Source organism: Acinetobacter lwoffii, from assembly GCF_024129715.1.
In the GTDB taxonomy this organism is placed as follows: Bacteria; Pseudomonadota; Gammaproteobacteria; order Pseudomonadales; family Moraxellaceae; genus Acinetobacter; species Acinetobacter lwoffii_U.
The window spans coordinates 1-8,145 of record NZ_JAMXXM010000039.1; the positions used below are offsets into that span (position 1 = coordinate 1).

General features: G+C 36.4%; 4 protein-coding genes and 2 pseudogenes. All 6 read right to left on the reverse strand.

Annotated features, from left to right (window positions below; translation table 11 throughout):
* Positions 1-1,108: 1,108 nt before the first annotated feature.
* The 6 genes and pseudogenes from NI462_RS14250 to NI462_RS15170 all read right to left on the reverse strand — a co-directional run bounded on the left by NI462_RS14250 (position 1,109) and on the right by NI462_RS15170 (position 8,049).
* Positions 1,109-6,154 carry a tyrosine-type recombinase/integrase gene (locus NI462_RS14250; RefSeq protein WP_253161166.1) on the reverse strand — a complete coding sequence of 1,682 codons (5,046 nt, stop codon included), beginning with the start codon at positions 6,152-6,154 and terminating at the stop codon, positions 1,109-1,111.
* On the reverse strand, positions 6,151-6,822 hold the full coding sequence (locus NI462_RS14255) for a hypothetical protein (RefSeq protein WP_005105953.1): 672 nt from the start codon (positions 6,820-6,822) through the stop codon (positions 6,151-6,153). The genes NI462_RS14250 and NI462_RS14255 overlap by 4 nt, the downstream gene beginning before the upstream one ends.
* Before the next feature lie 146 nt (positions 6,823-6,968).
* Positions 6,969-7,280: pseudogene (locus tag NI462_RS14260) on the reverse strand (IS66 family transposase); the annotation flags it as partial.
* Between the two features lie 74 nt (positions 7,281-7,354).
* Positions 7,355-7,543, reverse strand: a complete 189-nt coding sequence (gene tnpB, locus NI462_RS14265) for an IS66 family insertion sequence element accessory protein TnpB (RefSeq protein WP_004647767.1) — start codon at positions 7,541-7,543, stop codon at positions 7,355-7,357.
* The gene (locus NI462_RS14270) at positions 7,540-7,692 is read right to left on the reverse strand and encodes an IS66 family insertion sequence element accessory protein TnpB (RefSeq protein WP_004647769.1); all 153 of its coding nucleotides are present in this window, start codon (positions 7,690-7,692) and stop codon (positions 7,540-7,542) included. Before NI462_RS14270 ends, tnpB begins: the two co-directional genes overlap by 4 nt.
* Positions 7,689-8,049 (reverse strand): annotated as a pseudogene (locus NI462_RS15170) (transposase). Before NI462_RS15170 ends, NI462_RS14270 begins: the two are co-directional and overlap by 4 nt.
* Positions 8,050-8,145 lie beyond the last annotated feature (96 nt).

An 8,145-nucleotide genomic window follows, 5' to 3' on the forward strand; every position in this document is an offset into this window, starting at 1 on the left:
TCAGAAAGCTGTTATTGAACAAAGAAAGTTAAATCCTGTGCTTGACTCTTGTGGTTAAAAACAGGACATTTTAAATGGTTTATCGCATAGACATTTTAATTGGTGAATAACAGTATGATATTTCTTATTATATATCAGTATATTAAATTAAGCCGTTCTGGAGTATAGGGCACTAGAACGGCTTTTTATTGATTATTCATGTTCCACGCTTATTTACCAACCAATGTTCCACGGTTTTATGCAATCTAATTTAACCATAAAGTTTTAATTTTAGAAAATTAATATGAGACTTGATAAAAAAACCACCAATAATCGCGGTTTCTTTCAATGACAACTTATGTGTCGTTCAATGACATTTTATGCGTCGCAAATGACAACTTATGTGTCGCGTGACGTTATCCGCTTTAAATAAACATTTGATGATTGGATGTTTTTCAAAATCAGTTAGTGCTACTTCAAAATTGTCACGCTGCATTGAAGGTGACATTTCTTCTGCAACATGACTTTATGCTGAATAATATTTAATAATAGCAAACTAAGCATAATAGGCACAAAAAACTGTTAAAGCGGTTTTAATACTTCTGTAGTAATTTTCAGGTTTCCACGCCCGATTACAGATTTTGCTGTAACCTAATTATCAAATGGGTATCTTTTTCTTTGATCAAACCAAATTAGAATATTTTATTGATTTGTAAATGAACAATATAAATAAATAAATAACGTATGGATCAAATTGAAAGCTAAGAAAAAAATCAAATTCGCGGATTTTCAGGCCTTTTAATCACTTATTAAGCTTAGGCTATTTCACCTAAGGAATCATGTTACATAGCTTCCAGCAGCAGACAAAACGCAATGGATAATGCGATGTTTTTCGGTTCTGTTGATCCATAAAAAATACTTAAGTCTCTATTATTAAGCTATAAATGAGCAGCAAGAAATTTTTCTAGTCAGGTAAATGATATTCATGCACACGTAGCTATCTCGAACAAATTCACAGAATTTGGCTGCACTTACATCCAAATTGTCATTTGAAATTAGCTCAATTAAGGTAGCGCTGTCTTTCAAACCTTTGTGTAACAAAGCGTGCATAAGTCATATATACTTAGATTCAGATATGATCTCCAATCGCTAAATATCGTACACTCAACCACGCAAGTACCCATCGCACGGCGCTTAATGACGCTTGTTGAGACATTATTCTAAAATAATCATATTTATTATGTTTCATCACTACCGGAAAAAACTGATGTTCTATAAGAAGTGAAAGCATAGGTTTATCTTCTGCCGTAAAATGCATCAATACTTTTGTTACATTACTCTCATACAACCATTTTTTTATTAACCAATTATAAGTGTCTGATTGGTTTCGTTCTAAATAATCAAATCGCTCTAAAATTTTTTGTGCGGAATTAAAATCTACAGCACTTAGTAATTCAGGCAAACGTGCTAACTTTCCTTGTGTCAATAATGGATGTCTTCCTATATTTGAACCACGTTTACCTGAAGGAATGTTTGACATCGTAATTAAAGCTCTCTTCCAGGACTCAATATCTAATTGTGGCTGCCCCTGCCCAGAAATAAGATACCGCTCAATATCTTCAATATTTTGAAATAGTTCGTGTTTAATTACTTTACCCGTCGAATTTCCTCTTTTTTGAGCATAGATTACCCACCTCTGAGTTTGTCTTTTTTTGAGTACATATTTTTCGATGGTATCTCTCAACTCATATTTTAGATTACTATTCTGTTGGTTAATCGCTTGGAAATGCCTGAATAAATTACTCCGACTCATGACTCGCTTAAAAAATGCAGTATGTAAATTGGGTTGCTGTTGTTGCATGCTATAGGCATAAGTAGCTAGAAATAAGATATGAATATAATGCTTTAATGTTGTCGATTCATGTAAATGTCCAAGTACTCGACCAATCGCCTTAATCCCTTGACCGACCTGTCCTTCATTGCCTACTAGCGTATTAAATTGCTCATTCGATGGCATCCAAGTTTGTAGCCATGGCAATTCTATCGTGAGCGCTTTAAAATCCACCACTGTTTGCAAACACTTTAAAGTATATGTACTTGCAAACGTATGTCTTAAATGATGTAAGCTGAGATCAACATCTCCAGTGACTTTCTTTAATATTTGAGATATTTGAGCAAAAAAAGGCCTATGCTCACTATTCTCATCAGACATTAATATCGAATATTTTTTATTCTTATAAATATCATTTAATCCATTTTGAATCGTCTGACTTAATAAATTCATCGGAACAACACGTTCTGATCCAAGTGTTTTTAACTGATGCTCACCATAAGGACGAATTCGGAGCATATCCTCATCAATATCTAAGGGCCGTAAATGAAGTGTCTCTGAACGGCGTACACCCATCGCTGCAGATAAACGAAAATGACGCTGAATCTCTAGACGTAAAGCAGCATCATTCACCCCAGATTCTACAGATTGTAATATTTGAACGATCTGCCGCACTTCATTTTTTGAAAAAACCTTAGCACTTGCTTGATGCGCTGTACGCTTGTGTAACTTTATACGATCATCATTTAATTGAATTAAAAATTCTCTAAAGCGATTCCACGCAGCGAGATGCTTGCGGTGTGGAAAATGCTCTTGCGTCAACTCCATCCATTTTTGAAATACATCTTCATCAATCTGGCTATCTTTTGTTAAATCTTCTGAAAACCCCAATATACCTGCACTGACGATGGCCAAATGTAGATGAATCATATTTCGATTCTGTAGACTTAACTCTTCTGCATCACAGCGTAAAATCAACCATTGCACAAAGCATGTTAATAAATTGACTGAGTAGTGATTCGTTTTATTACTAGCAAGCTGTTTAAGCCAAATGCTTGATCTAGACTCACCTTTTAGTTGCTGAATCATCGCTAAAATATCAGACAAATGTAGTTGCTCATCGCCTATTTCTATTTCACTTTCTGGCTCAGTGCTATCTAAACCTGTGGTTAATTTTTCATATTCGGATAATCGTAATAATTCATTTATTGAAAGATCTTCAGTCAGGACTTGGCCTGATATATAACCTGCAATCAACGGAGTGCTATTTAACATCACCTTTTGCTGTAAAGCTTTCAACCATTGAGCTAACGATAGAGTTGACTTAAGCCCTATTTGTTTTAAATATGTATTAAAACACTTTTGCCAAGCCGTTCTTTGTTGATTTCTTGACTGTGCTAAAATCTCTTTTAATCGGGGCTGTAGATACTGTCGGTCTACTAATATTAAAGTCGAGACATAAGGACTTAACAGTACTGTACGGCGTATCTTCGTCACAGATCTATCATTATTCACTGTTAGCTCAACGAGCCGACTATTCCCCATAGCGACTATATATTGATCAGAAGCAATAAACTCCAACATCGCTTGTAAATGGCTCACTCTGCACAGTTGTGAATACATGGAGAGTACAACCAGCAAACGTCCTATTTCAATATCACAATTTTGATGTTCAGGTAAATGTTCTAAATCCTTCTGAATAAGATCAAGTAAGTTTTGTTCAGTATAACTCCATGTACTAAAACTATTTTCAGATGTCAGCCACGTACGATTAGCTTTTTGAGGAAGTTGAACGAATAAAGGAATTTTAGTTTTATCGCGAATATAAGCACAATATGCCTTTATGGCTTCTGGCAAATCAATGTTTGTATTTTTAGCTAAATGGGAAGCTAATACATGTCCAAGCTCTAAAGCTACTTGTGGCTCAGGATTTTCCTCAAAAATCAACGGACAATAGGACTCATACTCTGAGTTTTTCAGCCATTCTTTTACATCATTCTCTGAATATTGTATTCTCAGCTTCGTCTCTACTTGAGCTGTTTTAGTCTCTTGGGTTAAAACAAATGTTGGAATATGCTTGATTTTAAAAAAATCAAAACCTTCAAGACATTCGAAACCTAATTGTTTTTGCAAGTTTTCTTGTACATCAAGCCACTGTTGTTGAAAAGCTGATACAGGAAATACAGATAACATATCCCATGGATGACGACCCCGTATCCAGTGCCCAAGTCCAGCGTCCTTGAACCGTCCAGGTAACTGATTATAATCAGAGCGAACCAACTTCCGTGCCCAATTTCTAACTAAACCTTCAATCTGATGAGGAGCACAAAGTTGCACAGCATAAGATGATAAATCAACACGTGGTTCAATTTGCTCCCCTAGCATTCCCATCAAACCACGTAAACCTTGAATCTGTTTGATCAACGCTTGCGTCAATGGCACATAACGATCGGTTGATTCATCTTGATGATGTTTATCTTGAATCAATGCCCAGCCTTGCTGACTGATCCACTTTGGAAAGGGCTGCTTAATTCCTCGTCCTGCAGTTGCAAGATTCATCCATAATGCTGTATACAACGTCAAGCTATCAAAGAGCACCTGCCAATTTTTATGTTCAGAAGCCTGATTTATTCTCTTTTTTATTCGTGTAATTTCATTTTGTATTTCAACAATCTTTATTCCAATTGGGCTACCCACACGCTTATTGGAAGAGTATATATATTCAGGAATATTAATTTTTATCGTTCTTAAACAAGCAGCCCAGAGTTGCTCAAGTTGCCTCTGTTCAAAAGAGGCATAATGAATCAAGTTATCATAATTTCGACCTGATGCATTAGTCACTGCTTTAACGACAGCTAAATCACCTTGGCTATGATCATATAACAACCGTGGAAGAATATCTCGAATGCTTTTGAGGCTGATTTCTAGCTCTTTAGGTACACGGTTAATCAGTTCACTCACGTCACGTTCAACTGCCATATGATGTCTTGTAATCCCAAGATTTTTGACTTGACTCACTAAATCATTGAGTTCAATCGGTAAAACCAAATGTAATTCATTGGTCCATGGCACATGAAATTTAGAATCTTCTGGTTTTTTTTTGAGTGTCGGTGTCCCTGCAAACACACTTAATACATACGCAGATAAAGTATGATCATACTGAATAGCAATATTATTCTGATCTGCATTTTGACTAAAACGAGGCGCTGTTAATTCACTCACCGAACGTCCTGTGAGTAAACTTAATATTAAAGCTAATTTTGCGCGTAAAATTAAGCTGGTATCAGTATGAGATGGTTGACAGAGCCTAAATATTTCTTGAATTGAAATTAAGGACAATCGCGATTTGGTCCAAACTAAACCAACATTTGCAGCTTCAATATGTTGAGAAGTAGATTTAGAGGCATAAAAACCTCGAATTAAATCGGATTGTTCTGCCAAAAAAAATGTAAACAATGGCTCCAATGGTGTTTCATCTTCTTCAATCTCATTATCCTCAAATACTTCAGATACTAGACCACGATGAATTTCATCTACATCCTCTAAAGGTTGAATAGCAATACTTAATGAGCCGTATCGTTGCAAGATCAGTTTTCTATGCTTTAACCCTATACGGTGTAAAAATTCTCGACGTTTCTTCTTATTTTTTAGTGGATCATTTTGCCAAATTTGGGATAAAAACAGCTTTAATATATAAAAAACATCATTTAATCGTTTATCTTCAGAACCAGCAGACATCAAATGAATCAGTTGTTTCGGTGAATTTTGAATAAGTAATTCTTTGACTTGTTCTAAAATATACTCATTACCTTGATCACCCAACAGCCTGATTGCTAAAAAGGCGTTATACACACGAGATCCTTTTTGAGCTTTCAGCTTTATGCTTCCATCACCCTTTAAATAACTACTATAAAGCCCTAGGGTATGTACTTTTTTTTGAAAGTGAAATATTTGCTCTAAAAACCAAATAATTACTGTATCAAAACTCTCATTATTTCGACTTCGTCCTGCTTGAATCAATAGCAAATCACAAATTCCACTGTCTCCAGTGTATGGACGTAATGGCGTGGGTGTATGTGTGTTTCTATCTATTGTTTCTGAGAAAAAATGTGCATATTCCTCAGAATCCTGCAATCTACTAATGATCTTTAACGTATTAAGCTCATCACGAAATTCTGGTAATTCATCATCCCCAATCAATGTGAAGATTCGCTGACAAATGACAACAATGCCAGCTAAGCTATAGTGTGCACGCAACAAAAATAATGCTTGGATCAGTTCTTTTTCTTCTATATTTTCATTCTGATTAATACATTCTAGGAGCTTCTTGAAATAACTTTTCATGAACTACTCCGAATACGATAGACTCTTGCCTTCTTCAAGTCTGTTAAAGCCAAAGCAACTTCTGCCATTGGTGCCACACGAACAATTTGCTGCTGATATTTTTGATAAAGTTCCTCCAGTCGAGGTAAAAATACAGAAAAGTTAGCTAAATGAAAATATGGTTGCACAGACTTACCCAGCTCTTTCACTTTAATTCTTTCTAATGGCAAAAGCTTCTGGGCGATATAACCAGCTAAAACATTTTCGATTAAAAAATTACCACTCACCACCGGTGATGCCCAATTAACCAATTCTTGAACAAAGGAAATCGGCAGCTTTTTCAAAAAATGCTGTGTATTTAAAAATAAAATCATTTCTTCTGGATCTAAACTCTTTAGTCGAAGTTGGCCTGCAACCACCATCTTGTCCTGTGCTTTATCCACTTTAGCCCAGTGTCTTCTTTTCACACTATCCTTTAGAGTTTTTACCTTACATAAGTCCCTATCGACAGCAAGCAGTAACTTACGATATATCGCGAGCAGTAGTAATGCTTGATTTTTAATTTTTTCTGAAAACTCCCGGCTCATTTCCTCATTGAGTAACATCATTTTCAAAACTAAAACTGGGCATGGTTTTTCAAACCTGCCTTCAGAAATTGTTAATGCATCAATGAGCAATGGTGTCATCATTTTTTTCTGCACAGGTAAGTTATTTTTAGCGTCACAATAGTAGAATAACACAGTCCCAAAATTAACAAAATTAAATCAAATAAATTTTATATTTAATAAAAAAGTATTTGATTTATATAATTTATTTACTAACTTTATTTTTATACTAATTCATCAGCTGCGATATCTTCTTCGACCGCTTCGTCCCAAAGATGGATTTGTTTGGCCGTTAAGTGTTCATTCTTCTGGGCGAACTTATGCCGTTTAAACTGCGCAAGTTCATGCTCGTATTTTTGATTGAGAATAGAGAGAGATTTAACTTTAGAATCTAATTGCTGATTGGTGACTTCAAGATGTTGAACTCTGGCATCTAATTGCTGATTTGATTATGCTAAAGACTGATGCTGCATCGCCAATTGCCGGGTAAATTCCAGCAGTTGTTCATGGGTCAGTTGGCTTAAATCAGGCAGCGTATTCATGGCCGCAGTATGCTTGAGGTCATGACGCAGAGGAAATAGAATGTTTGGAGAATAGCAGAATGGCCGAGCTTGGTTTAGAGCATTGTTACCACTTGCTGCAGACCGATTCTTTGCCAAGCTAAACCTTGGATCAGTGCTTGTAAGTGCTCCGGGCTGAGGGCCACGGTTTCACCCTGGTGAACTTTAGCGCAGTGGAATTTTCCCTGTTCCAGCCGCCGGGCACACAGCCAGATGCCCAGTCCATAATGCACCAGCACTTTCATGCGATGGTCACGTTTGTATTACAGAATAGGTAAGCACAATGCGGTTTGATATAGCCAAAGGCTCTCAGCACCTGAGCCATGACAGTATCCATACCTGCTCGCATATCCAGAGGTTGGGTAGACAGCCAGATTTCATCGATACGGATCATGTTGCAAGTGCCTTGAGTAATTCTCCTAAAGCAGATATTTCTGATACTTGCCATTTCAAGCCAATTTCTGATTTTGAGTGGGGTAAAGTAATTTGAACCGTTAACATGTCAGTAGGAGTAGGATCTAATGGTGCAGAGCAAGATAAAGCAATAAATGCAGGTTTATTCGGTAGTGGTGAGCGATCATTTCTCTAGCTTACCATCAATTAAGCGAATCCAGTTGGATAGGGGATTTGTATTCAATCCATGTTGCAAAGCGACTGAAGCAATTGAAACGTCCGGTGCTTTACAAGCCTGAACGATCTGCTGTTTAAATTCAGCACTGCATGTTCTTCGTTTTTTCTCAAGAGATGTGATGGATGTCTAGGGTGTGTTGACACTTTTAGTTTAAAAAAATAGCGAAGTAGTAAAATCAAATCGCCAAACCCAATTTTACTATTCGCTATGCCTCGT